The sequence below is a fragment of the Saccharothrix deserti genome, assembly GCF_009769385.1.
In the GTDB taxonomy this organism is placed as follows: Bacteria; Actinomycetota; Actinomycetes; order Mycobacteriales; family Pseudonocardiaceae; genus Actinosynnema; species Actinosynnema deserti.
On sequence record NZ_VKAB01000035.1, the window covers coordinates 12,501 to 38,152 of the forward strand.

Genomic DNA, 25,652 nt, shown 5'->3' on the forward strand with positions numbered 1-25,652 from the left:
CCACCATGACACCCACCGACGCCGAGATCATCGACCGGTCGCGGCACGAGCCGAACGCCTTCGCGGCGATCTTCGACCGGCACGCGCCGCACATCCAGCGATACCTCGCGCGCAGGCTCGGCCCGCAGGTCGCGGACGACCTCGTGGCCGAGACGTTCCTCACCGCGTTCGACAAGCGGCAGCGCTACGACCAGGCCCGACCGGACGCCCGGCCGTGGCTGTACGGCATCGCGACCAACCTCGTCGGACAGCACCGCAGGCAGGAGGCACGCCGCTACCAGGCCCGCTCGTCGGACAACGCCGGCCAGGCGGACGCCGCCGAGCAGGACCACGCGGACCGCGTCGCCGCCGAGGTGACCGCCCGCGCCATGCGGTCGATGCTGGCCGGCGCGCTGGGCGGGCTGTCCGACGAGGACCGGGACGTGCTGCTCCTGGTCGCGTGGGAACAGCTGAGCTACGAGGAGGTCGCGGCGGCGCTGGCGATCCCCGTCGGCACGGTGCGGTCCCGGTTGCACCGGGCCCGTCGCAAGGTCAGGCAGGCGCTGGGCGGGCAGAACCCCACCGAGGTCGAGGAGTTGCTGAACAATGGATGAACTGCAGTTGGTGCGTGAACTGGGCGACGAGACGCCCCTGCCGGACCAGGCGGCGCTGGCGCCCGCGCGGGCCGCGTTCCTGGCCGGGATCTCCGGGCGGGGGCCGGTGCGGCTGCGCAAGCGGCGGTCCCGGTACGCGCTGGTCGGCGCGTCGGCGATCGGGCTGGCGGCGGCCGTCGCGGCGACGATCACGCTGATGCCGGCGGGTCAGCCGGCCACCGGCGGGCAGGCGGTGGCCACCGCGCCGTCGCAACCGTCACCGTCCGCGTCGTCGGCTGAGGTGAAGCCGGTGACGGACGCGGTGCGGCTGCTCGGCTACGCCGCCGAAACGGCCCGTGCCGACCCGACGGCGCCGCCCCGGCCGGACCAGTTCGTCTACACCCGCAGCACCTTCGCGGGCGGCCCCGCCGGCGGCGCCGGGGAACGGGAGATCTGGCTGTCCGTCGACGGCACCCGCGACGGGCTGTTGAAGAACCACGACAGCTCGACGACGCGGATGGCGGGGTGCAAGGACGGGCAGATGGACGTGTTCAAGGACCCCGAGGTGGTGCTCGGCACCGAGCCGTGCGAGCCCCGCCCGGCGTACCGGTCGGACCTGCCCACCGACGTGGACGGCATGCTGGCCTACCTCGACGCGAACGCCAGCGGCGAGCCGGGCAGCGTCAACGCGCGCGGCAAGGACGTGCTCGGCCTGATCAGGGAGTCCTACCTGCCGCCGCTCGCCAGGGCCGCGCTGTACGAGGCGGCGGCGCGCGTGCCGGGGCTGAGCGTGGTGCAGGACGCGCGTGACGGCGCGGGACGGCCGGGAATCGGCATCACCTGGCCGACCCCGCCGGGGTCGTCGTCGAAGGCCACGCCGGTGGTGATCGTGTTCGACCCGACCACGTACGAGCTGCTCGGCACGAACTTCGACGCGATCGCGGCGCAGGCCATCGTGGACCAGCCGGGGCAGCGGCCCTGACCGCGGCGGGTGGGGCCGGTCCGCCGGGACGCGGCCCCACCCGACTACGGTTGGTCACGTGGATCCGCATGAGGATGACGACGACGAGGACGAGTTCGACTCCCAAGAGGAGGAGGACGGGTTCGACGAGGATGACGTCGAGGACGAGGACGACCTGTTCGGCGTGACCTCGGAGCCCCGCACCATCTGCCACCTGTGCGGCGGGGCCGGGTTCATCGCCAACCCGACGTCGGCGGTCATCGGCGGCGCGCCGCGCACCGTGGACAACGGCCGGGAATGCCCCCACTGCAACGGTGCCCGCAAGTTCCCCGGCCTGATCCCCCCGCTCTGACCTGTTCAGCGGCTCGCCGCGACCGCCTCCGCCTCCCGGAACGCCCGTGGCGACAACCCGAGCCACGCGGTGGCCAAGGCGAGGACCTGGATCAGCGCCGCCATCACCCACACCGCCCGCAGCCCGAACCCGGCGGCCACGAAACCACCGGCCAGGGCGCCCAGCGGGGTCAGCCCCCAGGCCAGCGCACGGTGGCTGGTCAGCACCCGCCCGAGCAGCGCGGGCGGCGTGAAGCGCTGCCTGCTGGACTGCGAGCACACGTTCCACACCATCACGATCGCCGACTGGACGAGCGACACCACCCCGATCGCCCACGCCCACGGCGGCAGCACCGCGATCAGCGCCAGCGTGACCACCATGCCGGCCTGGGCCAGCCGCATCGACCACGCGTAGCCGAGCCTGCCCACCACCCGGCCCACCACGAACGACGACAGCACCCACCCGGCCGCCGTGCACGCCAGCATCACCCCGTACCCGACGGACCCGAGCCCCAACTCCTCCTTGACGTACAGCACGAACATCGCGATCGCCGCACTCGCCGCGAACGACCCGAGCGCCACCGCGATCGTGATCGACAACAGCAGCCGCGTGGCCACCAGGAACTTCAACCCCTCGGCGATATCGCGCAACGGGTGCTTGGCCGACGGCGTGGCCTGCGCCGACCGCAGACCCCGCACCAACGCGAACGCGACCACCGCGGCCACGCACGCCACCCACGCGGGCGTGCCGAGACCGAACGCGACCAGGAAACCGGCCACCGGCGGCACCACGAACTGCACCACGCCCCGATCGATCACGATCAGCCGCGTGTTCGCCGTGGCCAGCCGCTCCGGCTCGACCACCTCCGGCATCAACGCGCCGGTCGCACCGTCACCGAGCACCTGCGCCGACGTCACCACGAACGCCACGACCACCAGCAACGGCAGGCTCAACGCGTCCGTCGCACCCGCCACCGCGAGCGCCAACGCCGCACACCCCTGCACCGCGTACGCCGACGCCAGCACCGTGCTGCGCCGCGCCCGGTCGATCAGCACACCCGCGAACAGCGAGAACAACAGCCACGGCGACTGGCCCACCACGTTGACCAGCGATAACTGACGCGGATCGGAGGTGATCGTCGCCGCGATCCACGGCACCACCGCCAACATCAGGCCTTCGGCCACCGAACCGGACACCACGACGGCCTGTAGCCGCACCCACCCCCTGGACATGGTCAACACCTTGTCAGCAGAGGGTGACGCCGCCCAGACGTTTTCAGCGCGGGTGACCAAGCCGGCCCCCCCGGTCTCGCGGTCAGCCGACGCGAGGCACGTGAGGTGGTGTCATCGCGCACCGGTCTCGGCCCGGCACCGGTCCGCGGGGAAGTACCCTGGCTGGTTGTGGGGGTCGTTTTGTCCGAAGCCGAGTGGACCGCGCGCCGTGACGCGCACGCGGACCGCGTCCGGCGCTGGACCGGCCCGCACCACGAGCGCAAGGCCGCCGGCGTCAAGCACCCCGTGCTGGACTTCCTCTTCTCGTACTACTCGCAACGCCCGTCCCGGCTGGAACGCTGGCACCCCGGCCCCGGCGTGGTCCTCGAAGGCGACGCGGCGCGCGCCTACCTCAAGTGGCCCGTCTACAAGCGCACCGACGACGGCGTAACGCTGGACGTGGAGGCGTTCGCGCGGGAACGGGCCAACACGATCGTGTTCGCCGGCCGACTGCTCACCGCCACCGCCGGCCGCGTGCCCCGACTGGGCTGCTTCGGCTTGCACGAATGGGCGATGGTCTACCGGCAGCAGCCGGAACAGGTGCGGCACAACGCGTGGCCGCTGCGGCTGGGCAGCACGGGCACCGACCGGGTGGTGGAGTCGCAGCGGGTGCAGTGCGGGCACTTCGACGCGTTCCGCTTCTTCACCCCGGACGCCCGGCCGCGCAACGCCCTCCAGCCGACCCGCGAGACCCAGGTGGAGCTGGAGCAGCCGGGCTGCCTGCACGCGAACATGGACCTGTTCAAGTGGGCCTACAAGCTCGACCCGGCCACCCCGTCCGAGCTGGTCGCGGACTGCTTCGAGCTGGCGCTGCGGATCCGCGAGCTGGACATGCGGGCGAGCCCGTACGACCTGACGGGGCTGGGCTACCGGCCGGTGCCGATCGAGACGACCGAGGGCCGTGCCGAGTACGTGCGGCAGCAGAGCGCGTTCGCCGAGGCCGCCGCGCCGCTGCGAGCCCGGCTGATCGAGCTGACCCGGGTGCTGTCGGCCGGTCTCGTCACCGCGGGATGACTCCGAGTGACTTCACCCACTTCACAGTTGTCACCTGTTAGCGTGACGCCGGTCGGGATTCGCCAGCCGTAGTCGGTCGGACGCTGAGAGGGAAGACGATGTCTCGACACCGCGCGCTGCGGACGAAGGTGCGGCGCGGCATCGCGACGTGGCCGGTGGCCATCGTCGCCCTGGTGGTCCTCGTGGTGCTCGGTTGGCTCGGCTGGAGCTGGGTCGGCGGCATCCTGGAACGCCGTGCCGCCGCACAGGCGGGTGAGTGCAACGAGGGCGAGGCGCTGCTCCGGGTCTCCGCGACGCCCAACGTCGCCGAGGCGGTCAAGCAGGTCGCCGAGGCGTGGAGCAAGCAGCGGCCCGTCGTCTACGACCACTGCATCCAGGTCGAGGTCCAGTCGATCGACTCCGAGGTCGTGCTGCAAGGCCTCACCCAGGGCTGGGACACCGCCAAGCTCGGCGAACGCCCGCACGCGTGGATCACCGACTCGATGCTGTGGGCGAACCGGCTCGGCGCGCAGAACGCCACCCTGCTCGGCGCGGCGCCCGAGTCGATCGCGGCGAGCCCCGTGCTGCTCGCCCTGCACCAGGAGCCGGCGCAGGCCGTGCAGTCCGGTGCCGGGTTCCGGTGGACCGACCTGCCGGACCTGACCAGCGCGGCGGACGGTTGGGGCAGGTTCGGGCACCCCGAGTGGGGCCAGTTCAAGGTGGCGATGCCCGATCCGGCGACGAACTCGGCCACCGCGATGGCCGTGCAGTCGGCGCTGGCCGGCGCGAGCCCCGACGGCAAGGGGCCCGTCACCACCGAGATGCTGGCGCTCGACCCGGTGAAGAGCACGATGAGCAGGCTGGCGTCGTCCAAGCCGGCGCAGACGCCCGTCGGCACGTGGGAGGCGTTGAACCAGCTGTCCGGCGACACCGCCGTGAACGCGGCCGGGTTCAGCGCGGTGCCGGTGTTCGAGGTGGACCTGTACCGGCACAACACCGGCAAGGACAGCGGCACGGCGCCCGCGCAGCCCCTGTACGGGGTGGCGGCGGGCGGGCCGACGCCGATCGCGGACTTCCCGTTCGTGCCGCTGGCGGGCGACTGGGTCGGTGAGGCCCAGGTGCGCGCGTCGCAGGCGTTCCGGGAGTTCCTGCGCGAGGACGACCAGCAGAAGATCCTGGCCGGCGCGGGCCTGCGGGTCGACGCCACCACCGAGCGGCCCAAGCCGTCGCCCGGCATCCGCTGGGCCGCCGTCACCGACATGCTCACGCCCGCCGACGCCAACACGACCCAGCAGATCTCGGCCGCGTGGGCGACCGCGGACAACGGCCAGGTCGTCACCGTGCTGGTGGACACGTCGAAGTCGATGGAGGAACCCGGCGGCGAGGGCCGCAGCCGGATGGACTGGGTGAAGCAGGCGCTGTCCGGGCAGGTCAACCGGTCGCTGTCCGGGTCGCTCGGGCTGTGGGAGTTCTCCCGGCAGCTCGACGGCGACAAGCCGTACCGGCAGGTCGTGCCCACCGGGCCGGTCGCCGGGCAGCGGCAGGCGCTGCTGGACGGCGTGGCCGCGCTGAAGCCGCAGAGCGCCACCCAGCTCTACACCAGCGTGCTCGCGTTGTACGAGCGGATGCTGGCCGACCACCAGGACGGCAAGCGCAACCGGATCGTGGTGCTCACCGACGGCGTGAACGACGGCGGGCTGACGTTCGAGCAGCTGACGTCGCGGCTCGCGGCGGTCAAGCAGCCGGGCAAGGACGTCGTGATCGACGTCATCGCGCTCGGCCCCGACCCGGAACGCGAACCGCTGACCGAACTGGCCCGGTCCACCGGCGGCACGCTGTCGGTGGTCGAGGACGGTCGCGGTGTGGACGCCGCCCTCGGCCAACTCCTGTCCAGCTAGCCCGTGCTCTGGACGGTGATGACGACCTTGCCGCGGGCGTGGCCCTCGGCGACGTGCTGGACGGCCCGTGCCGCGTCGCTCAACGGGTAGGTGCCGCCGACAACGGTCCCGAGCTGCCCGGATTCCATCATGCGGGCCATTTCCTCCAGGTCGGCGCGCGTGGTCCGGGCGAGCAGCGGCGCGAGCCGGCGGCGCGTGAACGGCGAGAGCGCGGCGGCCTTGATCGTGTGCCGGGCCCCACCGAGCCACTTGCCGCCGTTGCCGCTGTTGGGCATGAGCACACCGGTGGGCGTGAGCAGCTTCAGCAGCGCGGAGAACGGGTGGTTCATGACGTGGTCGAGGATCGCGTCGTACCGCTCGGAGGTGTGCGTGAAGTCCTCGCGGGAGTAGTCCACGACGTGGTCCGCGCCCAGTTCCCGCACCAGCTCGACGTTGCGCGGGCCGCACACCGCGGTCACCTCCGCGCCCATCGACTTCGCGATCTGCACCGCGAACGTGCCGATGCCGCCGGACGAGCCGTTGACCAGCAGCCGCTGCCCGGAGGACAGGCGTGCGGCGTCACGCAGCATCTGCAACGCGGTGATCCCGGCCAGCGGCACGCCCGCGGCCTCCTCGAACGTCACGTTCGCGGGCTTGGCGACCAGGTCGTCCTCGTCGGCGCACGCGTACTCGGCGAACGTCGCCCGGCCCTCGCCGAACACCTCGTCACCGGGCTTGAACCGGGTGACCGCGCTGCCGACGGCCTCCACGGTGCCGGCGACGTCCGTGCCGGGTACGGGCCGCTTCGTCGGCCTGCGCAACCCGAAGCCCGCCAGGCGCACCATGTACGGGGTGCCGGTCATGATGAACCAGTCGGCGATGTTCACCCCCGCCGCGTGCACGCGCACCAGCACCTGCTTCCCGCCCGGCTCGGGCCGGTCGACTTCCCGGAAGTCCAGCACGTCCGGCTCGCCGTACTCGTCGTGCACGATCGCCTTCATGGTCACTCCACCGTTCTGAGGATGTGTTCGACGGACGCGGTGCGGGTGCGCAGGTCGGCCAGGTCGGCGGCGGTGCGCTGCTGGACGTCCAGGGTGTTCTCGGCCAGCTGCTCGTAGCGGCGCACGAGCTGTCGCAGCCCTTCGGCCTGCCCGGCGTCGATCTTCGCCTTGCGCATCTCCAGGAAGCTGTTGAGCAGGAACATCACGAAGACCAGGACCAGGAACAGGACGCCGACCGTGAGGATGGCGGCGGGCCAGGTCGTCTCGCTGAGATCCATCAGGAAGGCTCCTCGCGTGCCGGACCGCGCTTCTGGTCCGCTGTGGTCAGGGTCAGGACCGCCTCGGCCAGCGCCGACGGGGTGAGGGTGAAGTCGAAGTCCGCGACCTCGAAGTACTTCATGGCTTTGCCGTCCTCGGACAGCTCGAGGCTGCCGACGACCAGACCGGCCGCCTCCAGCCGTTGCAGGTGCATGTGGAGCAGCGGCCGACTCACCCCGATCACGCGGGCGAGGTGGCTCACGTAGTCGCGCCCGCCCGCCAGCGTGGCCACGATGCGCAGCCGCAACGGGTTGGACAGCGCGGCCAGCACCTCGACCAGCTCGTCACCGGTCGGCCGGCTGCCCGTCATGGCGCTCCTTCACATGTAAGAATTCTCTTACACGTGTAACCGTAGCACGTTCACCGCTGGTAGACAGCGGTCATCGCGGCGATCCTGGCGATGACGCGCTCCCGCAGCTCCGGTGGTTCCAGCACCTCGACCTCCGGACCGAGGCGGAGCAGGTCGACCACCGCGTGGTCCAACGACTCGACCGGCACCCGCACGGTCGTCCAGTCGCCTTCGGGCTCGACCTCGCGGAGTTCACGGGCCGCGACCAGGCCGAGCAGGACCTGGGCGCTCTTGAGCCCGTTCGGCGTCATCCGGACCGTCACCCGCATCGGGTACATGCGCTCCTCGAACCGCTCCGACCAGCCCCGCCAGTACTCGGCGAGGTCGAACCCCTCCGGCCGGTCGAACGGCTCGTCCGACGCGGTCAGCTCCACCACCCGCGAGACCCGGTACGTGCGCAGGTCGTCGGTGCGCGCGACGAGGTACCAGGTCCCGGCCTTGAGCACGAGGCCGAGCGGCTCGACCGTCCGCTCCACCTCGACCTGCGCCCACCGCACGTACCGGATGCGGAGGCGTCGTTGCTGCCACACGGCCTCCGCGATCTCGGCCACGTGCGGCGTCCCCTCGTTGCCGCGGAACCAGCCCGGCGCGTCCAGGTGGAACCTCTCCCGCACCCGCGCCGCACGCGACCGCAGCTCCGGCGGCAGTGCGGCGAGCACCTTGAGCTGCGCCGCGGCCACCACCGCGCCCAACCCGAGTTCGGCCGCCGGGCCCGGCATACCGGCGAGGAACAGCGAGTCGGCCTCCTCGGTGGTCAACCCGGTGAGCCGGGTGCGGTAGCCGTCGACCAGCTGGTAACCGCCGGCCGGCCCGCGATCGCCGTACACCGGGACACCGGACGAACCGAGCGCTTCGACGTCCCGGTAGACGGTGCGGACCGAGACCTCCAGTTCGTCGGCCAACTCCTGAGCCGTCATCCGCCCGCGTGACTGGAGCAGGAGGAGCAGGGACAACAACCGACTCGCGCGCATCGACCCATCCTGACAGGAGCTGTCAGGTATGCCCGGCACGATTCCCGCCATGACCACACACGCCACCGCCGGTGCCGAGATGAAGAGCTGGGACGAGCACACCTGGGACGGCAAGCGCTACGACGAGGTCACCGGCCCGAAGCAGACGACCGGCGCCATGACCGTCGCGTACAGCGGCGCCCTGGAAGCCGTGGGCGACATGCGATTCGTCATGTCGTACCCGGACGACGACTCCTGCGTCTCGACCGCCTACGAGGTCGTCACCGGCACCCTGGACGGCCGCAAGGGCACCTTCGTCCTCCACCACACCGGCGGCTACCGGGACGGCGTAGCCGACGCCACCGTCACCGTCGTCTCCGCCACCGACGCCCTGACCGGCCTCACCGGCACCGGCCGCATCACCTGGGCCCAGGGCGAGCCGGGCCGGTTCGAACTGGACTACCACCTGCCCTGATCGAGACGTCGGGTGGCGACCCGGCCTGTGCGGGTCGCCCAGGCCGGGTCGTGGGTCCCCGCACAGCACAAACCCCTGGTCGCGAGCGCGAACTCGCAACCAGGGTTCCCGAGCGGGATGATGTGCCGATCAGCCGCCGTAGGCGGAGACGGGCGGGCAGGAGCAGACCAGGTTCCGGTCGCCCTTGGCGCCGTCGATGCGGCGCACCGGCGGCCAGATCTTCGGCGCCGACGTGCCCGCCGGGAACACCGCCACCTCACGGCTGTACGGGTGGTTCCACTCGGCCGTGATCGACGCCGCCGTGTGCGGCGCGTTGCGCAGCGGGTTGTCGTCCACCGGCCACTCGCCCGACCCGACCCGGTCGATCTCGTGCCGGATCGCGATCATCGCCTCGATGAACCGGTCGATCTCGCCCAGGTCCTCGCTCTCGGTCGGCTCCACCATGAGCGTCCCCGCCACCGGGAACGACATGGTCGGCGCGTGCAGCCCGTAGTCCGCCAACCGCTTCGCCACGTCGTCCACCGTCACACCGGTCGCCTTCGTGATCGGCCGCAGGTCGAGGATGCACTCGTGGGCCACGAACCCGTCCTCACCGGTGTAGAGCACCGGGAAGTGCTCGTCCAACCGCCGCGCCACGTAGTTCGCCGCCGCCACCGCCGTCAACGTCGCCCGGCGCAGCCCGTCCGCGCCCATCATCCGCACGTACGCCCACGAGATCGGCAGGATCGACGCCGAACCCCACGGCGCGGCGCTGATCGGACCGACACCGGAAGCCGGACCGGCCAACGGCTGCAGCGGGTGGTTCGGCAGGAACGGCGCGAGGTGCGACCGCACACCGATCGGCCCGACACCGGGACCGCCGCCGCCGTGCGGGATGCAGAACGTCTTGTGCAGGTTCAGGTGCGACACGTCCGACCCGAACTTGCCGTACTGCGCGAGCCCGATCAGCGCGTTGAGGTTCGCGCCGTCGACGTACACCTGACCACCGGCGTCGTGCACCAGCCCGCACACCTCGCGCACGGTGTCCTCGTACACACCGTGCGTCGACGGGTAGGTGATCATGATCGCGGCCAGCGAGTCGCGGTGCTCCTCGATCGTCGCGCGCAGGTGCGAGACGTCCACGTTGCCGTGCTCGTCGCACTTGACCACCACGACCCGCATCCCGGCCATCACGGCGGACGCGGCGTTGGTGCCGTGCGCGCTGGACGGGATCAGGCACACGTCGCGGTGCGCGTCGCCGTTCGCCCGGTGGTACGCGCGGATCGCCAGCAGACCCGCGAACTCGCCCTGGCTGCCCGCGTTGGGCTGCAACGACACCGCGTCGTAGCCGGTGACCTCGGCCAGCCACCGCTCCAGGTCACCGACGATCGTCAACAACCCGGAAGCGTCCGACGCGGGCGCGAACGGGTGCAGCTCGGCGAACTCCGGCCACGTGACCGGCTCCATCTCGGCCGTCGCGTTGAGCTTCATCGTGCACGAGCCCAGCGGGATCATGCTGCGGTCCAGCGCCACGTCCTTGTCCGACAGCGCGCGCAGGTAGCGCAGGAGCGCGGTCTCGGAGCGGTGCGAGTGGAACACCGGGTGGGTCAGGTAGTCGCTGGTGCGGCGCAGGTCGGCGGGGATGCCGTCGGCGGTGTCGGCGTCCAGGCCGTCCACGTCGGCGACGGTCACGCCGAACGCCTTCCACACCAGTTCCAAGTGCTCGCGCGTGGTCGTCTCGTCGCACGCGATGGACACCACGTCGGCGTCGACCTGCCACAGGTTCACACCCAGGTCACGCGCGGCGGACACGACGTCGGCGGCACGGCCCTCGACACGCGCCCGCACGGTGTCGAAGAACTCGCCGTGCACGACCTCGACGCCCGCCTCCGCCAGGCCCGCCGCCAGCACGGTCGCCATCCGGTGGGCGCGGGACGCGATCGCCTTCAGCCCTTCCGGCCCGTGGTAGACGGCGTACATGGAGGCCATCACCGCGAGCAGGACCTGCGCGGTGCAGATGTTGCTGGTCGCCTTCTCCCGGCGGATGTGCTGCTCACGCGTCTGCAGCGCCAGGCGGTAGGCCAACGAGCCGTCCGCGTCGACCGACACGCCGACGAGCCGTCCGGGCAGCTGCCGCTCCAAGCCCTGCCGCACCGCCATGTAGCCCGCGTGCGGACCGCCGAACCCCATCGGCACGCCGAACCGCTGGGTCGTGCCGACGACGACGTCCGCGCCGATCTCGCCGGGCGGGCGCAGCAGCGTCAACGACAGCAGGTCGGCGGCGACCACGGCCTGCGCGCCGGCCTTGTGGATCTCCGCGATCACCCCCGCGTGGTCGCGGACCACGCCGGACGCGCCGGGGTACGACAGCAGCACGCCGAAGTAGTCGCCGCCCAGACCGAGCCCTTCCAGGCCCTGCGACAGGTCGGCGGTGACGATCTCGATGCCCAGCGGCTCGGCGCGGGTCTCGATGACGGCGAGGGTCTGCGGCAGCGTGTCCGCGTCCACCACGAACTTGTCCGACTTCGACCGGCCCGCGCGGCGGACCAGGGTCATCGCCTCGGCGGCGGCGGTGGACTCGTCCAGCATCGAGGCGTTCGCCAGCGGCAGGCCGGTCAGGTCGCCGACCATGGTCTGGAAGTTGAGCAGCGCTTCGAGACGGCCCTGGGAGATCTCCGGCTGGTACGGCGTGTACGCGGTGTACCAGGCCGGGCTCTCCAGCACGTTGCGGCGGATCACCGGCGGCGTGGTGGTGCCGTAGTAGCCGAGACCGATCATCTGGGTCATCGGGCGGTTGCGGGCGGCGAGGGCGCGCAGTTCGGCCAGCGCCTCGGTCTCGGTGGCGGGCGACGGCAGGTCCAGCACCAGGTCGCGCTCGCGGATCGACTCGGGCACGGCGTGCTGCGCCAACTCTTCCAGGGAGCCGACGCCGATCACGTCGAGGATGCGCGCCAGCTCGGCGGGCCGCGGGCCCACGTGCCGGTCGGCGAACGGGGTGCCGTGCTCGAGTGCGGCGAGGGGGATGCGGTCCTGCGTCATTGATGCGCCTCCAGGGCTGGGCCGGTTTCCCGCAGGGGAAACACTTCTGCCGTTGCCCTCCCCCTCTGTCTTCTGCCCGTCGGCGGGCAGCCTGAGAGCTTCACCCGGCTGGCGGGCTTGCACCGTCGGCGGGGTCGATCCGGTTTGGCCGACCCGCTTTCCAGAGGCGTCTCACCCGCGCGGTCCTTGCGCCTGAGAGGTTCCGGGGAGGAGTTGCTCCTTCGGCGCCGAGACTGCTGCCTCGGACTCTCCCGCGCGGGATAAAGCGACTACGTGCGAAATCGTACCCGGCTGACGCGCCCGCGGTATCGCGGGCGCGACGTGGATCTCAACGGTTTACCGGCGTTCGCCGGGGGTTCAACCGATCGCCCGGGTGCGGCGGCGGCGGGACAACTCGTCGTCGGCCGCGTCCACGATCTCGGCGCCGTCAGCGCGTTCGGCGGGGAACTCGTGGATCGTGCCGCTGATCTCCCGCATCGCACCGCTCACCGCGATGCCGAACACCCCCTGGCCGCCCTGGAGCAGATCCACCACCTCCTCCGGCGAAGTGCACTCGTAGACGGTGGTGCCGTCGCTGAACAGCGTGATCCGGGCCAGGTCCTGGACGCCGCGGCGGCGCAGGTGGTCGACCGCGACCCGGATGTTCTGCAACGAGACACCGGTGTCCAGGAGCCGCTTGACGACTTTGAGGACCAGGATGTCCTTGAACGAGTAGAGCCGTTGGCTACCCGAGCCGTGGGCACTCCTTATGGTCGGGTTGACCAGCCCCGTGCGTGCCCAGTAGTCCAGCTGGCGGTAGGTGATTCCCGCGATCTGGCACGCGGCGGGGCCGCGGTACCCGACGAGTTCGTCCGGCAGCGAGGAGTCCGGGAACAGTTCACCCTGTTCGCCGGATCCGGCCCGGATGGGCGCTTCCTCGACCACGCCTGCCTCCCCTCGGTCCGGTCACGACGACCGGCGACCAACGTGAAGCCGCCGCGGTGTCCGAATCACACCGTGGCAATTCACCTGAGCTCGACGGTAAGACCGCCTAGGGGGCAGGTCAACGCGACGCGCGGGGCGTGTCTGACGTAAACGTCAAGTAGAGGGTTAGAGCGTCGCCCGATGTAAGCCATTCGGGTGACGTTTAGTGATCGTTTAGCGGAATAACGTTGACGTTGTGTAACCCATGGGTGTGACACCGGGGGGTGGCATGCAGCGTTGATCCACAACGCACCGCAAACACCTACGAGGGGTCGTTCACGGCACACGGCCGACGTCCCGGCCCCTCGTAGGTGTCGCCCGACCGGTCGCACTTCTCGCGGGACCGACGCGACGCTCGCCGTGCGGCCCGGCACCAAGTGGGCCAGGGCCATCGGGCACGCCCGGAGCCGGCAGCCATCGCGGGCGGCAGAATCAAAGCAGGGGCCCCCTCGGCGGGGACCCCTGCGGGAAGCGTTCCGGGACCTGCGGCAACGCCCGCAGGACGAAGCAGGGCCCCTGCACGGGACCCATTCCAAGCATGACGCGACTGCACGTGCCCACCAGGGCACACGCGACCACCCGACCACAGCGGCGGGCGGTCGTCGGCTACGTGTCGGCGCCGCGGAAGTCTTCCGGCGAGACGGAGTCGAGGAACTCGCGGAACTTCTCGACCTCGTCCTCCTGCTCGTCCGGGATGATGAGGCCCGCCTCCGCCAGCACCGACTCCTCGGCGTGGATCGGCACACCGATCCGCAGCGCCAACGCCACGGAGTCGCTGGGCCGCGCGGACACCCGGATGTCACCGTCGAACACGAGTTCCGCGAAGTACGTGCCCTCCTGCAAGTCCGTGATCCGGACCTGCTCCAGCTGCCGGCCGAGGGCACCGATGACGTCCTTGAGCAGGTCATGCGTCAACGGCCGGGCAGGACGGACACCTTGCTGCTCCAACGCGATCGCCGTGGCCTCGACCGATCCGATCCAGATCGGCAGGTACCGTTCGCCCTCGGTTTCGCGCAGCAGCAGGATCGGCTGGTTGGCAGGTAGTTCCACCCGCACGCCGACGACGCGCATTTCGCTCATCGGGTCTCGCCTCCCTCAGCGCGCTGAAATTCTGGCGTCCCCGCTACCAACGAGGATCCCCCACGTACCCGTTCGACGCTACCCGCCAAGCGGGCTGTGTGCGCAACCGCCCGGCACCTTCGGATCACGATGCGGACACGTGTTCACCTCGACGAAACGCGGCCACCTGCGACACCACCTGCGACATCTCGCAAACCGACCTTCACGAGGAGTGTGTGCAGGGTTACCGAGAGCGCCGCCAACTCCCGCACGACTTCGTCGGCTCGCGCTCTGTCACGCTGCCGGTGCAGGGTGCCGACGACCTGCTCGACCAGCCCGACCTCCCGGTCGGCGGCGGCGCGGAAGGGGCGCAGGTGACGCGCCTCCAACCCGTGCTCGACCATCGCCCGCACGGTCGACGCGATCTGCACCGCCTCGTGGTCGTACAACCCGCCCGCACCGGCCCTGATCAGGCCGTGCTGTTCCAGGTCCGCCAGCACGCCGGGCTCGATGCCCGCCCGCGCCAGCAGGTCCTCGCGGGTGACCCGGTGCCCGGCGGTCGGGGTGAGGTCGACCGCGCGCAACGCCTTGGACGCGCTCTGGTCGGCCGCGTCCAACTGCTCCTTGATGACCTTCAGCGGCAGGTACCTGTCCCGCTGCGCGGCCAGGATGTACCGCAGGCGCTCGACGTCCGCCGTCGTGAACTGGCGGTACCCCGAGGCCGTGCGCGCCGGGCGGACCAGCCCCTCCGACTCCAGGAACCGGATTTTGGAGATGGTGACGTCGGGGAAGTCGGATCGGAGCTGCGCCAGCACCGCTCCGATGCTCAACCCCCCGCGTGGCCGCCCGGCCGCCGTCACCGGAGCCCCATCGCTCAGGCCCCCTGGCCCCCGGCGCCCGGACCGGTCAGGAACACCAGGCGGAACTTGCCGATCTGCACCTCGTCGCCGTTGGCCAGCACCGCCTGGTCGACGGGCTCGCGGTTGACGTAGGTGCCGTTGAGGCTGCCCACGTCGATGACCACGAACTCGCCACCCTCGCGGCGGAACTCGGCGTGCCGGCGGGACACCGTCACGTCGTCGAGGAAGATGTCGCTGTCGGGGTGCCGACCCGCACTGGTCGTGTCGCGGTCCAGCAGGAACCTCGACCCCGCGTTGGGGCCGCGCTTGACCACGAGCAGAGCCGACCCAGCGGGCAGCGCGTCGACACCGGCGACGGCCGGCTCCTGGGCGGGTGCCTCGGCGCCCTCGACCTCGGCGAGGAAGTCGGCCCGGAAAACGGAGGTCCGCTCCGGGGACTGCTCGGGCGGAACGCCTGGCCCGTCGTTCGTGCTCACCTGAGCTCTCCTCCTGCTGCTGGAACCTTCGAGACCGCTAGAACCTATCGTGCCCGAACCCTTGTCTGAGGAGCGGCTCCCCAACCAACCGAAGAGCCGCCGGAAGATCGACGTCACTCCGCCGCCGCCAGCTCCTGGTAAGCGGCGGCGTCGAGCAGGTCGTCGACCGCGGACGGGTCCTCCAGCCGCAATTCCACCATCCACCCCTCGCCGTACGGGTCAGAGTTCACCAGGTCGGGCTGCTGGTCCAGCGAGTCGTTCCGGGCGACGACCTCACCGGCGAGCGGCGCGTAGATGTCCGAGACGCTCTTGGTGGACTCCACTTCACCCAGCGTCTGACCGGCCGCGACCTGTTCGCCGAGCTCGGGGAGCTGGACGAACACGACGTCGCCGAGCTGCTCCTGGGCGTAGTCGGTGATGCCCACGCGCACAGTGTCCTCACCTGTGCGCAGCACCCACTCATGTTCCTCGGTGTACTTGAGCTCCTCGGGAATCACCGCGGTGTGCTCCTTCAATGACGGTGGATCTTCGCTGCCGGATCTTCCCACGTCGCGTTCAGCCGGGCGCGACCCCCGGCCGTCGGCGCAACGCGAGGGTGAACTGGTAGACGTACAGCACGCCCGACCAGAGGTAGAGGGCGCCGCCCCAGATCATGAACGCGTAGGCCACCGGACGGGCGATCTGCGCGGCCGTGGAGGTGCCCTGGGCGAGCAGGAGCATGGGGAACGCGTAGAGCAGGTTGAACGTGGCGGCCTTGCCGAGGTAGTTGACCTCGAACGGGCCGTAGCCGCGGGCCCGGAGGACGGGCAGGCAGGCGCCGACGATGATTTCGCGGCCGACCAGCACCACCGCCACCCACCAGGGCACGATGCCGCGCACGACGAAGGCGAGCAGCGTGGCGAGGATGTAGAGCCGGTCGGCGGCCGGGTCGAGCAGGGCGCCGAGCTTGCTGGTCTGGTCGAGCCAGCGGGCGATCTTGCCGTCGAGCCAGTCGGACAGGCCCGCGGCGACCAGCACCACCAGTGCCCAGCCGTCGGCCTGCGGGCCGAGCAGCAGGTACAGGAACAGGGGCACGCCGAGCAGCCGCAACACGCTGAGCGCGTTCGGGATGGTCAGCAGCCGGTCGGCTGGATCGCGCGGCACGCACGAACTCTAGAGGCCGCCCGACGTGCCCCGATGGCCGACTCGCTGTGATCGACCGGAGGACGCGCGGTGTCCGGGTGGACTCGCGTGTTCCGAGCGTTCAACTCGGGTGTTCCGAACGTAGGACACACGCGGTCTGGGTGTAGGACACACGCGGGTTGAGCGTTGGACACACGCGGTGGTGGGCGCGTGTGGGGTGGGTCAGTGGGCGCGGGTGCGGCTCCAGCCGCGGCGTTGCAGTTCGTCACCGCTGAGCGCTTGCGGACGACCCCGGTCGTCGACGCCGACCCAACGGGCGCGGAAACCTTCGAGCACGTAGGCGTGGCCCTTGCTCCAGACCACGCTGCACGGGGCTGTGGGCAGCGGACCCGCGCCGGTTGTGCCGGCACGCGCTGCCCTGGGCTTAGCCGGCTCGGACTCGGTTTCCGTTCTGGTGCTCATGTTCTTCAATCCCTCCACCAAGGGTGTCGCTCACGACCTTCGCGGCGTTATCCCCCGCACCGGATTCTGCGCGACTGTGGTGGAGCCCACCTCCGGTTCCGGCCGCGTCCTCGCCCACCGGACGGTTGGAGTCGACGAGTTGCGCAGAACCCTTCGAACCGCTTCTCCCGAGGTGTAACCGGCCTCGCCGGCTCCAAACCGTTCACCGTGCGTCACCCGCCGCACACCGAAAGCCGCACTACACTGGTACTGATCATGATGCCGCCCACGAGCTTGTGGTGTCGCCACGGGCTACGTACGGTGGGTGGCGCAGCGGTTGAGCCAACAGCCGCGCCGGGAAGTCCGGCTAGCGGGCACGTTTCCGCCACGCTGCTCATCCGTGCTGCGCGCGTTCGCGTGCCCGGGCTTCCCACCCAGCGATTCCAGCTGAAGAGGAGAGCCTCGTGACGGTTCAGGATCCGGACGTCGTGGCGACGAGCGGAGCCGAGTCCGCCGCGGCCAACAGCCCGCGGGCCGGGCAGCTCGGGCTCGCCGTCCGCACCGTGGCCGAAGGCGTCACCGTGGTGGCGGTGAGCGGTGAGGTCGACATGCTCACCGCCCCGCAGCTGCGGGCGGACGTCCTGCAGCACCTCGATGCCAGCAGCACGCTCGTGCTGGACCTGTCCAGGGTGAGCTTCCTGGGCTCGGCCGGCCTGGCGGTGCTGGTGGAGGCGTCGCAGCACGCCAAGCGCAGGGGCGCGGCGTTCCGCGTCGCGGCGGTGGAGCGCGCGGTGACGCGACCGTTGGCCGCCACCGGCCTGGGCGAGGTGTTCAGCGTGTTCGAGTCGGTCGAGCAGGCGCTGGAGGCCGACGAGGTCCGCTGACGGCAGATGCCTGAACGCACAGAGACCACAGAGACCACAGAGACCACAGAGACCACAGAGACCGAACGGGTCTAGACGTGCGGCACCAAGTCGATGACTTGATCAACGCCCGCCGCGACGAGTGCGCGGCGGGCGTGGCCGTTTTCGGGCGCGCGCACGACGACCCGGTTGCCCGCCGCCGCGGCCGCCTCGGCGACCGCCCGCAGGCTGCGGATCAGGCCCTCGTTGCGCTCGCCGAGGGCGCGCAGGTCGACCACGACGGGCACGGAACCGCCGCGGGCGGCGGTCAGGATGCGGCGGCGGATGGCGGGCGCGGCGGGCGCGGGCACGTCGCCGAGCACCAGCACCTCCACCCAGCCCTCGCGCGCGGTGACGTGCACGGGTTCGGGCGGCGCCGGTGGCCGTGGCGGCGGCAGTGGTGGCGCGGCGGCGAACGTGCCGCGACGTCTGTGCCGCGGCGTCACGACGAGGGTGACGGTCGTGCCGCTCGGCTGCCGGTCGACCAGCACCTCGTCGACGTTCTCGCGCATCAGCAGCAGCCCGCGACCTCGGCTGGACAGGGCGGGCGGCGGCACGCGCCAGGTGCCGCAGTCGGCGACGACGACGCGCACGGTGCCGTCGGGCCGTGCCTCGGCGTCGATGTGGACGGTGCCGGGCTGGTCGGGGCCGTACGCGTGCTCAACGGCGTTGCTGGCCGCCTCGTTCACCGCGATGAGCAGGTCGTACCGGTCGTCCTCGCCGAGGCCCTCACCGGCCAGCCAGTCGTCGAGCCGGGCGCGGACCGCCGCGAGCTGCCCGGCCTGTGCCGGGAACTCCACTCCCCAGTGGTGGTCCGCGAGTTGATCGGTCACAAGCCCTCCCCGTCGCACCAGTCAGTCTTCCCAGCCCGCGCGTCGGCTACACGTGTGAGCGACGATCAGTTCGGGTACCGCTAGCTTCAGCAACACAACGAGACAGAACGGACGACGAGGTGAGCGTGTCGCACACTGAGCCGCGGAGCGGTGAGTCGGAGAACGCCCTGGCCGGGGTCGAGTTGAGGATGACGGCCGACCCCACGCAGCTGTCGATCGTCCGGGCCGTGGCCGCCGACATCGCCATGCGCCAGGACTTCGACCTGGACTCCATCGAGGACTTGAAGCTGGCGGTGGACGAGGCGTGCTCGACGCTCATCTCGCTGGCCACGCAGGGTGCGGTGCTCAGCGCCCAGTTCATCGTGGTGGACGGCTCGGTGCAGGTGTTCACCAAGGTGGGTTCGGAGCGGTCGGCGCCTCCTGACCGGGACAGCTTCGGGTGGCGCGTGCTGAGCGCGCTGGTCGACTCGGTCACGACGTGGGTCGCGCCGCAGGCGGACGCGTACGAGGTGCACATCGACCTGGTCAAGCGGTCACTGGGGACGGTGGATGCGTGACGGGGTCGGACGGGGGCACGACGCGGTCCGGCGCGCAGGGGGACTACGACCACCTGGCGCCGCTGTTCGTCCAGCTCGCCGCGACCGCCAAGGAAGACCCTGCGTGGGAGCGGCTGCGCGACGAGCTGGTGACCGAGCACCTGCCCGTGGCCAAGCACATCGCGCGCCGGTTCGGGCACCGCGGTGAGCCGTACGACGACCTGGTGCAGGTCGCGACCGTCGGCCTGATCAACGCGGTGGACCGGTTCGACCCGGAGCGGGGCAGCGACTTCCTGTCGTTCGCGGTGCCGACGATCATGGGGGAGGTCCGGAAGTACTTCCGGGACTCCAGCTGGTCGGTCCGCATGCCGCGGCGGCTCAAGGAGCTGCACCTGGCGATCAACGCCGGGTCGGCCCGGCTGTCGCAGGAGCTTGGTCGGGCGCCGACGCCGAGCGAGCTGGCGCAGCACCTCGGGTTGAGCCGCGAGGAGATCCACGAGGGACTGGCGGCGGGCAACGCCTACCACAGCGCGTCGTTGGACGACCTGCTCGTGGCCGACGACAGCTCCATCTCGCTGGGCAGCACGCTCGGCGAGGAGGACCCGGAGCTGGAGGCGATCGAGCAGCGGGAGGCGCTGCACCCGTTGCTGGAGAAGCTGCCGGAGCGGGAGCGGAAGATCGTGGTGATGCGGTTCTTCGGGAACATGACGCAGACTCAGATCGCGCAGAAGGTCGGCATCTCGCAGATGCACGTGTCGCGGCTGTTGGCCAAGACGCTGCGGCAGTTGCGCGAAGGTCTGACCGAATAGGACTCACCGCGCGACCGGGTGGGACGCCGACACGACTACGCCGAACACGAATACGCCGACACGATTCGAGGCCGCCTGACTTCCGGGTCAGGCGGCCTCGGCATGTTCCGGGGATTCGGCCCCTGGGGTGGAGGCCGGGGCGGCCGGCTCGGTCGGACCGGTCGGGCGGAGCGACCGGAGTGCGGATCGGTCAGGGGTGCGGATCGGTCGGGGGGAACGACCGGAGTGCTGCGGTCTGCCAGGGCGGCGGTGAACTGGGCGGGTCGGGCGGCAGAACGTGCGGTGGGCAGAGCTGTGCTGCGGGCAGAGCTGTGCTGGTCAGGCGGCGGAGCGGCGGCGGCTGGCGATGATTCGGCGGCGCTCGTCCTCGCCCATGCCGCCCCACACGCCGTACGGCTCCTGGACCGCGAGCGCGTGCTCACGGCACCGGACCACGACGGGACAGCGGGCGCACAGCTGCTTCGCCTTGTCCTCACGGGCGGCGCGGGCGGAGCCCCGCTCGTTGTCCGGGTGGAAGAAGACGGCGCTGTCCCGGCCTCGGCACAGCCCGTCCTTCTGCCAGTCCCAGACGTCGGTCACGGGCTTCGGCAGGCGCGCGGTGCTGGTCATCGGATGAACCCCCTTGCGGTGTCACAGGTGCTTGATCACGGCGTACCCGCTGGTCGGGGGAGGGCAAACGTGCTGCGCCTCATCGGATGGATTCGTGGGCCAAAGGGGTTGACCCACGCCGGACCACCGTGTCGGATTACTCCGGTTCCTCCTGCGCCAACCGCTCGTCCAGGCTCTCCCGCTCGCGCAGCTCGCGCTGAGTGGTGCCGTGGCGGTCGGCGCCGCTCCAGTGCTCGGGCGGGTCGATGCCACCCTCGAGCGGGTCGACGTCGAGTTCGTCCTCGTCCAGCTGCTCGGTCTCGTCCAGCGGACGTTCGTTCGGATCGGTCATCACGCACCTCCCTGCTGCGAACCCACCGGTGAACGACCCAGCGCGGGCGCCACCGAATCGGCCCAGAACGAGAAGAACTGCTCCTGGTCGGGCCCGATCTGCTGCACGTACACCTCGTCGTAGCCCGCGTCGGCGTACTCGCGGACCGCGTCCACGTACCGCTGCGGGTCCGGCCCGGTGGGCAGCGCGGACGCCACCATCTCCTCGGTGACCAGCGTCGACGCCTGCTCGAAGTGCCGGGGCGTCGGCAGCACCTGGGCCAGTTCGCCGGGCAGGTGCTCGTTGGGCCACAACCGGTGGGCGGTCTTCACGCCGGCCTCGGCGGACGACGCGTGGCACACCTTGAACCCGGCCTGCGTCGGCTTGCCCTCGCCACCGGCTGAGCGGAACTTCGAGATCAGCGACGCGTCGGGCATGGTGGAGCACAGGCCGTCCCCGATCCGGCCGGCCACGACCGCCGCCTTCGGCCCGAACGCCGACACGTACACCGGAACCGGTGACGGCGGCAGCGTGTAGAGCCGGGCGTTCTCGACCGTGTAGTGCCTGCCGCGGTGGCTGACCTCGTGGCCCGTCCACAGTGCCCGCATCACCTCGACGGCCTCTTCCAGCATCTCCAGCCGTTCCGGCGCGGACGGCCACCGGTCGCCGAAGATGTGCTCGTTCAGCGCCTCACCGGTGCCCACCCCGAGGGTGAACCCGCCGCGGCACTGGACGGCGGCCGTCGCGGCGGCCTGGGCCACCACGGCCGGGTGAATCCGGAGCGTCGGACAGGTGACGGCGGTCGTGATGGGCAACGAGGTGACCTCGGACAGCGCCCCGATCACGGACCACACGAACGGGCTGTCGCCCTGTTCGCCGTTCCACGGGTGGTAGTGGTCGGAGATCCACAGCCGCTCGAAGCCCGCCTGTTCCGCCCACCGCGCCTGCCGCACGAGCTCACGAGGTCCGAACTCCTCACTGGAGAGGAAGTAACCGATGCTGACCATGGCCAACGGTTACCCGTGCAGGATTTCCTGAACCTTGGTCCGAACGCCGCGTTTGACCACGTCCCACGCATCGGGATCGCCCCTCAGCATCGCCTCGGCGGTGGCCTTGGTCTGCTCGAACGTCGTGTGCGGCGGGATCGGCGGCGTGTTCGGGTCGCACCGCACGTCCAGCACGACGGGCCGGGACGCGGACAACGCCCGGTCCCACGCCGCGCCGAGGTCCACCGGGTCGTCCACGTCGATGCCGTCCAGCCCGATCGACCGGGCGAAGGCCGCGTACCCGATATCGGGCAGCACCTGGGACTGCTCGAACTTCGGCGCGCCGCCCATCGCCCGCAGTTCCCACGTCACCTGGTTGAGATCGTTGTTGTGCAGCACGCACACCACGCACCTCGGGTCGGCCCACTCGCCGTGGTAGCGGGCGATGGTGATCAGCTCGGCGAGCCCGTTCATCTGCATCGCGCCGTCGCCGACGAGCGCCACGGCGGGCCGGTCCGGGTGGGCGAACTTCGCGCCGATCGCGTACGGCACGCCGGCGCCCATGGTGGCGAGCGTCCCCGACAGCGACCCGCGCATCCGGCCGCGCATCTTCACCAGCCGCGCGTACCAGTTGGCCGCCGACCCGGAGTCCGCGGTGACGATCGCGTCCTCGGGCAGCCGGGGCGACAGCTCCCACATGATCCGCATCGGGTTCACCGGCGATGCGTCCACAAAGGACTGCGCCTGCAACGTCTCCCACCAGTCGGCGACGTTGTGCTCGACCGTCTCCCGCCAGGACCGGTCCTCCTTGCGCCGCAACGCGCGCAGCATCGCCCGCAACGTCGCGGCGGCGTCACCGACGAGGTTGACCTCGGTCGGGTAGCGCATGCCGATCATCCGGCCGTCGACGTCGACCTGCACCGCCCGCGCGGAGCCGAACTCCGGCAGGAACTGCGAGTACGGGAAGCTGGAGCCGACGATCAGCAACGTGTCGCAGTCGCGCATCAGCTCGTAGCTGGGCCGGGTGCCGAGCAGTCCGATCGAACCGGTCACCCACGGCTCGTCGTCGGGCAGCACGTCCTTGCCCAGCAACGCCTTCGCCACGCCCGCGCCGAGCACGTCGGCGATCTCGCGCACCTCGTCGGCGGCGCCCCGCGCGCCCTGTCCGACGAGGATCGCCACCCGCTCCCCCGCGTTCAGCACCTCCACGGCGCGGGTCACGTCGTCCTGCGACGGCACGGCGGTCGCCCACGAGTGGCTCGGCGCGCTGGACGGCACGTGCTTGAACGCGTGCTCGGGCGGCGTGTACTCCAGTTCCTGCACGTCCGCCGGGATGATCACCGCGGTCGGCGCGCGCTGCGCCTCGGCGGTCCGGATGGCCCGGTCCAGCGCGTTGGGCAGCTGCTCGGGCACCGTCACGTCGACCAGGTACTCGGACGCGACGTCCTTGAACAACGCGTGCAGGTCGACTTCCTGCTGGTAGCTGCCGCCCATCGCGGTGCGGGCGGTCTGCCCGACGACGGCGACCACCGGCACGTGGTCGAGCTTGGCGTCGTACAGGCCGTTGAGCAGGTGGATCGCGCCGGGCCCGGACGTGGCCAGGCACACGCCGACGCGTCCGCTGAACTTCGCGTACCCGACGGCTTCGAGCGCGGACATCTCCTCGTGCCGCGACTGGATGAACCTCGGCTGGTCGTCGCTGCGCCCGAAGGCCGCGACCAGACCGTTGATGCCGTCTCCCGGATAGGCGAAGACGTGGTCGACGCCCCAGTCGCGGAGGCGGCGCAGCACGAAGTCGGCGACGGTGGTGGTCATGGCGCCCTCCCTCGAAAGGCAGGGGTTACCCGGACCTACCCCGGGCTAAAGCCGCCCAGCGCCGGAGCGGCACAGCGCCGGAGCAGCACAGCGCCGGAGCGGCACAGGGGCTAGAGCGGCAGGAGCATCCGGCCGCCCAGCAGGAGCGTGCCGACCGTCACGGCGGCGAACAGGAACACCCACACCAGGCCGGGGACGCGGGTGATCCGGGCCAGTTGGTCGGCGTCGGACTGCGGTGCGCGTCCGCGCATCCGCCTGCCCTGCAACTCCCCCACCGGCCGGACGCCGCCCAGCAGCAGGAACCACGTCACGAACAGCGCGAACGACGCCTGCCACTCGGCCGTGGCGTACCAGGACACGGTGAACATCACCGCGCCCGTCAGCACGACCGACAGCACGCCGAACGCGTTGCGGATCATGATCAGCATCGCGGCGAGCAACCCCACCGTCGCCCACAGCAACGGCCGGACGTGCTCGGCCGTCACCAGCGCCGCCGCGCCCAGGCCGAGCAGGGACGGCGTCACGTACCCGGCGAAGTACATGAGCACCACGGCGACCCCGGTGGGCCGTCCGCGCGACACCGTGACCCCGGACGTGTCCGAGTTCAGCTTGATGCCCTCCAGCCTGCGGCCGGTGAGCAGCGCGACGAGGGCGTGTCCGGCCTCGTGCGCGATGGTGATGACGTGCCTGCTGTACCGCCACACGCCGGGACTGGCCACCAACACCAGCGCCAGGACGGCGGGAGCCCACTTCGTGATCGTCGACATCGCCGTCCAGGATGCCACGAGCCGGGGGCTTGACCTGGAGCGCACTCCAGCACCCAGGCTTGCCGGCATGAGGCGACAGCACATCGGATCACTGGAAGTCAGCACCCTGGCCCTGGGCACGCTGCCGTTCGGCAAGTACGTGGACGAACAGACCTCGTTCGCGATCATGGACCGTTTCGTCGAGGCGGGCGGCACGTTCCTGGACACGGCCAACAACTACGTGTTCTGGGACGGCGGCACGGGCGACGAGAGCGAGGAGATGGTCGGCCGCTGGCTGGCCGCGCGGGGCAACCGCGACGAGGTGGTGGTCGCCACCAAGATGGGCGCCCGGCCGCGGACGCCGGGCACGGGCCTGGAGAACGCCGAGGGTCTGTCCGGGGAGACGATCCGCAGTGCCGCCGAGGCGAGCCTGAAGAGGTTGGGCATCGACCACATCGACCTCTACTACAGCCACGTCGAGGACCGCAGCGTCACGCTGGAGGACACGCTCGGCGGGTTCGCCGCGCTGGCCGAGGCGGGCACGGTGCGTGAGATCGGGGCGAGCAACCACGCCACGTGGCGGCTGGAGCGGGCGCGGGCGGTGTCGCGGGCCAACGGCTGGCCGCTGTACACGGCGGTGCAGCAGCGGTACAGCTACGTCCAGCCGCGGCCGGGGGTGACGCTGCCGGAGAACGGCCACGTGCAGATGACCGACGAGCTGTTCGACTACGCGGCGGCCGAGGGGGACGTGTCGCTGGTGGCGTACTTCTCGCTGCTGGCCGGCCGGTACCGGGACAAGCCGTTGGACGAGCACTTCGACCACCCGGGCACCACTCGGCGGTTGGCGGTGCTGCACGAGGTGGCCGGTGAGCTGGGCGCCACGGTCAACCAGGTCGTGCTGGCGTGGGTGCTGCGCAAGGGCATCATCCCGCTGGTGGGGGCCAGCACGGTGGCGCAACTGGAGGAGACGCTGGGTGCGCTGGAGGTCGAGTTGGACGACGACCAGGTCCAGCGGATGAACTCCGCGGTCTGAACACGCAGCAGCGGTGCACAGTCCACTTCGGACCGT

29 protein-coding genes and 1 riboswitch are annotated in these 25,652 nt (G+C 71.0%); of the genes, 10 read left to right on the forward strand and 19 right to left on the reverse strand.

Annotation, left to right across the window (positions count from 1 at the left end):
• The first annotated feature begins 5 nt into the window (after positions 1–5).
• The 3 genes from FM051_RS39060 to FM051_RS39070 are packed head-to-tail and all read left to right on the forward strand — an operon-like array spanning position 6 to position 1,885.
• Positions 6–593: an RNA polymerase sigma factor gene (locus tag FM051_RS39060; RefSeq protein ID WP_158852164.1), complete on the forward strand. Its 588-nt coding sequence runs from the start codon at positions 6–8 to the stop codon at positions 591–593.
• Positions 586–1,554 (forward strand): CU044_5270 family protein, encoded by a 969-nt coding sequence (locus FM051_RS39065; RefSeq protein ID WP_158852165.1) that lies wholly within the window; start codon positions 586–588, stop codon positions 1,552–1,554. Before FM051_RS39060 ends, FM051_RS39065 begins: the two co-directional genes overlap by 8 nt.
• Before the next feature lie 58 nt (positions 1,555–1,612).
• Entirely contained in the window at positions 1,613–1,885 is a 273-nt protein-coding gene (locus tag FM051_RS39070; protein ID WP_158852166.1) for a hypothetical protein, read from the forward strand.
• A gap of 5 nt (positions 1,886–1,890) precedes the next feature.
• On the opposite strand, the gene FM051_RS39075 is transcribed toward FM051_RS39070, so the two are convergent.
• A complete protein-coding gene (locus FM051_RS39075; protein ID WP_158852167.1) occupies positions 1,891–3,096 on the reverse strand; it encodes an MFS transporter in 1,206 nt (401 codons plus the stop codon).
• A 162-nt stretch (positions 3,097–3,258) separates the two neighbouring features.
• On the opposite strand from FM051_RS39075, the gene FM051_RS39080 reads away from it, so the two are divergent.
• Both FM051_RS39080 and FM051_RS39085 read left to right on the forward strand, forming a co-directional pair.
• Positions 3,259–4,149: a 3-methyladenine DNA glycosylase gene (locus FM051_RS39080; protein ID WP_420803653.1), complete on the forward strand. Its 891-nt coding sequence runs from the start codon at positions 3,259–3,261 to the stop codon at positions 4,147–4,149.
• 98 nt (positions 4,150–4,247) lie between these two features.
• Positions 4,248–6,026, forward strand: a complete 1,779-nt coding sequence (locus FM051_RS39085; RefSeq protein WP_158852169.1) for a substrate-binding domain-containing protein — start codon at positions 4,248–4,250, stop codon at positions 6,024–6,026.
• Here the strand turns inward: FM051_RS39085 and FM051_RS39090 are convergent.
• Genes FM051_RS39090 through FM051_RS39105 form a run of 4 tightly spaced genes read right to left on the reverse strand, consistent with a single transcriptional unit; the run spans position 6,023 to position 8,644 of the window.
• The gene (locus tag FM051_RS39090; RefSeq protein ID WP_158852170.1) at positions 6,023–7,006 is read right to left on the reverse strand and encodes an NAD(P)-dependent alcohol dehydrogenase; all 984 of its coding nucleotides are present in this window, start codon (positions 7,004–7,006) and stop codon (positions 6,023–6,025) included. The genes FM051_RS39085 and FM051_RS39090 overlap by 4 nt on opposite strands.
• A gap of 2 nt (positions 7,007–7,008) precedes the next feature.
• Positions 7,009–7,284: a hypothetical protein gene (locus FM051_RS39095; protein ID WP_158852171.1), complete on the reverse strand. Its 276-nt coding sequence runs from the start codon at positions 7,282–7,284 to the stop codon at positions 7,009–7,011.
• Entirely contained in the window at positions 7,284–7,634 is a 351-nt protein-coding gene (locus FM051_RS39100; RefSeq protein ID WP_158852172.1) for an ArsR/SmtB family transcription factor, read from the reverse strand. The genes FM051_RS39095 and FM051_RS39100 overlap by 1 nt, the downstream gene beginning before the upstream one ends.
• A 50-nt stretch (positions 7,635–7,684) precedes the next feature.
• Entirely contained in the window at positions 7,685–8,644 is a 960-nt protein-coding gene (locus FM051_RS39105; protein WP_158852173.1) for a helix-turn-helix transcriptional regulator, read from the reverse strand.
• A 49-nt stretch (positions 8,645–8,693) separates the two neighbouring features.
• On the opposite strand from FM051_RS39105, the gene FM051_RS39110 reads away from it, so the two are divergent.
• Positions 8,694–9,098 carry a DUF3224 domain-containing protein gene (locus tag FM051_RS39110; protein ID WP_158852174.1) on the forward strand — a complete coding sequence of 135 codons (405 nt, stop codon included), beginning with the start codon at positions 8,694–8,696 and terminating at the stop codon, positions 9,096–9,098.
• A gap of 129 nt (positions 9,099–9,227) precedes the next feature.
• Here the strand turns inward: FM051_RS39110 and gcvP are convergent, their stop codons facing one another.
• From gcvP to FM051_RS39150, 8 genes are all read right to left on the reverse strand, one after another.
• Complete coding sequence (gene gcvP, locus FM051_RS39115; protein ID WP_158852175.1) at positions 9,228–12,116, reverse strand: aminomethyl-transferring glycine dehydrogenase; 2,889 nt, start codon at positions 12,114–12,116, stop codon at positions 9,228–9,230.
• Between the two features lie 170 nt (positions 12,117–12,286).
• Positions 12,287–12,380, reverse strand: a riboswitch (glycine riboswitch).
• 93 nt (positions 12,381–12,473) lie between these two features.
• Complete coding sequence (locus tag FM051_RS39120) at positions 12,474–13,040, reverse strand: MerR family transcriptional regulator (RefSeq protein WP_158852176.1); 567 nt, start codon at positions 13,038–13,040, stop codon at positions 12,474–12,476.
• 645 nt (positions 13,041–13,685) lie between these two features.
• Complete coding sequence (locus FM051_RS39125) at positions 13,686–14,159, reverse strand: bifunctional nuclease family protein (RefSeq protein ID WP_053720858.1); 474 nt, start codon at positions 14,157–14,159, stop codon at positions 13,686–13,688.
• A 143-nt stretch (positions 14,160–14,302) separates the two neighbouring features.
• The gene (ftsR, locus tag FM051_RS39130) at positions 14,303–14,998 is read right to left on the reverse strand and encodes a transcriptional regulator FtsR (RefSeq protein WP_158852177.1); all 696 of its coding nucleotides are present in this window, start codon (positions 14,996–14,998) and stop codon (positions 14,303–14,305) included.
• A 14-nt stretch (positions 14,999–15,012) separates the two neighbouring features.
• A complete protein-coding gene (garA, locus tag FM051_RS39135) occupies positions 15,013–15,474 on the reverse strand; it encodes a glycogen accumulation regulator GarA (RefSeq protein WP_033427969.1) in 462 nt (153 codons plus the stop codon).
• A gap of 113 nt (positions 15,475–15,587) precedes the next feature.
• Positions 15,588–15,971 carry a glycine cleavage system protein GcvH gene (gcvH, locus tag FM051_RS39140; protein ID WP_123748469.1) on the reverse strand — a complete coding sequence of 128 codons (384 nt, stop codon included), beginning with the start codon at positions 15,969–15,971 and terminating at the stop codon, positions 15,588–15,590.
• A gap of 58 nt (positions 15,972–16,029) precedes the next feature.
• Positions 16,030–16,617: a cardiolipin synthase ClsA gene (gene clsA, locus FM051_RS39145; protein ID WP_158852178.1), complete on the reverse strand. Its 588-nt coding sequence runs from the start codon at positions 16,615–16,617 to the stop codon at positions 16,030–16,032.
• 201 nt (positions 16,618–16,818) lie between these two features.
• Positions 16,819–17,058, reverse strand: a complete 240-nt coding sequence (locus FM051_RS39150) for a hypothetical protein (protein WP_158852179.1) — start codon at positions 17,056–17,058, stop codon at positions 16,819–16,821.
• A gap of 443 nt (positions 17,059–17,501) precedes the next feature.
• Here FM051_RS39150 and FM051_RS39155 point away from each other — a divergent pair, with 443 nt between their 5' ends.
• Positions 17,502–17,921, forward strand: a complete 420-nt coding sequence (locus FM051_RS39155) for an STAS domain-containing protein (RefSeq protein WP_158852180.1) — start codon at positions 17,502–17,504, stop codon at positions 17,919–17,921.
• Between the two features lie 71 nt (positions 17,922–17,992).
• Here the strand turns inward: FM051_RS39155 and FM051_RS39160 are convergent, their stop codons facing one another.
• The gene (locus FM051_RS39160; protein WP_158852181.1) at positions 17,993–18,772 is read right to left on the reverse strand and encodes an ATP-binding protein; all 780 of its coding nucleotides are present in this window, start codon (positions 18,770–18,772) and stop codon (positions 17,993–17,995) included.
• A 125-nt stretch (positions 18,773–18,897) separates the two neighbouring features.
• Here FM051_RS39160 and FM051_RS39165 point away from each other — a divergent pair, with 125 nt between their 5' ends.
• Together FM051_RS39165 and FM051_RS39170 are read left to right on the forward strand one after the other, a co-directional pair.
• On the forward strand, positions 18,898–19,329 hold the full coding sequence (locus tag FM051_RS39165; RefSeq protein WP_238412969.1) for an ATP-binding protein: 432 nt from the start codon (positions 18,898–18,900) through the stop codon (positions 19,327–19,329).
• Positions 19,326–20,117 (forward strand): SigB/SigF/SigG family RNA polymerase sigma factor, encoded by a 792-nt coding sequence (locus FM051_RS39170; protein WP_158852183.1) that lies wholly within the window; start codon positions 19,326–19,328, stop codon positions 20,115–20,117. The genes FM051_RS39165 and FM051_RS39170 overlap by 4 nt, the downstream gene beginning before the upstream one ends.
• Before the next feature lie 318 nt (positions 20,118–20,435).
• Here the strand turns inward: FM051_RS39170 and FM051_RS39175 are convergent, their stop codons facing one another.
• From FM051_RS39175 to FM051_RS39195, 5 genes are all read right to left on the reverse strand, one after another.
• Positions 20,436–20,726, reverse strand: coding sequence for a WhiB family transcriptional regulator (locus tag FM051_RS39175; RefSeq protein ID WP_158852184.1), 291 nt, complete (start codon positions 20,724–20,726; stop codon positions 20,436–20,438).
• Between the two features lie 136 nt (positions 20,727–20,862).
• Positions 20,863–21,057 (reverse strand): hypothetical protein, encoded by a 195-nt coding sequence (locus tag FM051_RS39180; protein ID WP_158852185.1) that lies wholly within the window; start codon positions 21,055–21,057, stop codon positions 20,863–20,865.
• Positions 21,057–22,043, reverse strand: coding sequence for a TIGR03557 family F420-dependent LLM class oxidoreductase (locus FM051_RS39185; RefSeq protein ID WP_158852186.1), 987 nt, complete (start codon positions 22,041–22,043; stop codon positions 21,057–21,059). The genes FM051_RS39180 and FM051_RS39185 overlap by 1 nt, the downstream gene beginning before the upstream one ends.
• Before the next feature lie 9 nt (positions 22,044–22,052).
• The gene (locus tag FM051_RS39190) at positions 22,053–23,837 is read right to left on the reverse strand and encodes a thiamine pyrophosphate-requiring protein (RefSeq protein WP_158852187.1); all 1,785 of its coding nucleotides are present in this window, start codon (positions 23,835–23,837) and stop codon (positions 22,053–22,055) included.
• 110 nt (positions 23,838–23,947) lie between these two features.
• Positions 23,948–24,604: a M50 family metallopeptidase gene (locus FM051_RS39195; protein WP_158852188.1), complete on the reverse strand. Its 657-nt coding sequence runs from the start codon at positions 24,602–24,604 to the stop codon at positions 23,948–23,950.
• Positions 24,605–24,671: 67 nt separating this feature from the next.
• Between FM051_RS39195 and FM051_RS39200 the strand changes: the two genes are divergently transcribed.
• The gene (locus FM051_RS39200; RefSeq protein WP_158852189.1) at positions 24,672–25,616 is read left to right on the forward strand and encodes an aldo/keto reductase; all 945 of its coding nucleotides are present in this window, start codon (positions 24,672–24,674) and stop codon (positions 25,614–25,616) included.
• Positions 25,617–25,652 lie beyond the last annotated feature (36 nt).

Coding starts and splice junctions, on each gene's coding strand:
- FM051_RS39125 (WP_053720858.1), bottom strand. CDS start 14,159: ATGAGCGAAATGCGCGTCGTCGGCGTGCGGGTGGAACTACCTGCCAAC.
- FM051_RS39095 (WP_158852171.1), bottom strand. CDS start 7,284: ATGGATCTCAGCGAGACGACCTGGCCCGCCGCCATCCTCACGGTCGGC.
- FM051_RS39200 (WP_158852189.1), top strand. CDS start 24,672: ATGAGGCGACAGCACATCGGATCACTGGAAGTCAGCACCCTGGCCCTG.
- FM051_RS39175 (WP_158852184.1), bottom strand. CDS start 20,726: ATGACCAGCACCGCGCGCCTGCCGAAGCCCGTGACCGACGTCTGGGAC.
- FM051_RS39190 (WP_158852187.1), bottom strand. CDS start 23,837: ATGACCACCACCGTCGCCGACTTCGTGCTGCGCCGCCTCCGCGACTGG.
- FM051_RS39105 (WP_158852173.1), bottom strand. CDS start 8,644: ATGCGCGCGAGTCGGTTGTTGTCCCTGCTCCTCCTGCTCCAGTCACGC.
- gcvP (WP_158852175.1), bottom strand. CDS start 12,116: ATGACGCAGGACCGCATCCCCCTCGCCGCACTCGAGCACGGCACCCCG.
- FM051_RS39075 (WP_158852167.1), bottom strand. CDS start 3,096: ATGTCCAGGGGGTGGGTGCGGCTACAGGCCGTCGTGGTGTCCGGTTCG.
- FM051_RS39065 (WP_158852165.1), top strand. CDS start 586: ATGGATGAACTGCAGTTGGTGCGTGAACTGGGCGACGAGACGCCCCTG.
- FM051_RS39185 (WP_158852186.1), bottom strand. CDS start 22,043: ATGGTCAGCATCGGTTACTTCCTCTCCAGTGAGGAGTTCGGACCTCGT.
- FM051_RS39110 (WP_158852174.1), top strand. CDS start 8,694: ATGACCACACACGCCACCGCCGGTGCCGAGATGAAGAGCTGGGACGAG.
- FM051_RS39100 (WP_158852172.1), bottom strand. CDS start 7,634: ATGACGGGCAGCCGGCCGACCGGTGACGAGCTGGTCGAGGTGCTGGCC.
- FM051_RS39150 (WP_158852179.1), bottom strand. CDS start 17,058: ATGAGCACCAGAACGGAAACCGAGTCCGAGCCGGCTAAGCCCAGGGCA.
- FM051_RS39195 (WP_158852188.1), bottom strand. CDS start 24,604: ATGTCGACGATCACGAAGTGGGCTCCCGCCGTCCTGGCGCTGGTGTTG.
- FM051_RS39060 (WP_158852164.1), top strand. CDS start 6: ATGACACCCACCGACGCCGAGATCATCGACCGGTCGCGGCACGAGCCG.
- FM051_RS39085 (WP_158852169.1), top strand. CDS start 4,248: ATGTCTCGACACCGCGCGCTGCGGACGAAGGTGCGGCGCGGCATCGCG.
- FM051_RS39180 (WP_158852185.1), bottom strand. CDS start 21,057: ATGACCGATCCGAACGAACGTCCGCTGGACGAGACCGAGCAGCTGGAC.
- FM051_RS39090 (WP_158852170.1), bottom strand. CDS start 7,006: ATGAAGGCGATCGTGCACGACGAGTACGGCGAGCCGGACGTGCTGGAC.